Source organism: Pseudomonas sp. PDM10 (assembly GCF_014852295.1).
In the GTDB taxonomy this organism is placed as follows: domain Bacteria; phylum Pseudomonadota; class Gammaproteobacteria; order Pseudomonadales; family Pseudomonadaceae; genus Aquipseudomonas.
This window is the reverse complement of record NZ_JACVBJ010000038.1, coordinates 1-255: the sequence shown is the minus strand read 5'-3', so window position 1 is coordinate 255 and position 255 is coordinate 1. Positions and strand designations below refer to the sequence as shown.

General features: G+C 64.7%; 1 pseudogene. It reads left to right on the top strand.

What is annotated here, in order from left to right:
• Positions 1–255, top strand: a pseudogene (locus tag IB252_RS30005) (hypothetical protein); the annotation flags it as partial.

Genomic DNA, 255 nt, shown 5'->3' with positions numbered 1-255 from the left:
TCAAGACCTTCATCGGCCAGGGCTACTACGGCACCCACACGCCGTCGCCGATCCTGCGCAACCTGCTGGAAAACCCGGCCTGGTACACCGCGTACACGCCGTACCAGCCGGAAATTTCCCAGGGCCGCCTCGAAGCGCTGCTGAACTTCCAGACCCTGATCAGCGACCTCACCGGCCTGCCGATCGCCAACGCCTCGTTGCTCGACGAAGCCACCGCCGCCGCCGAAGCCATGACCTTCTGCAAACGCCTGAGCA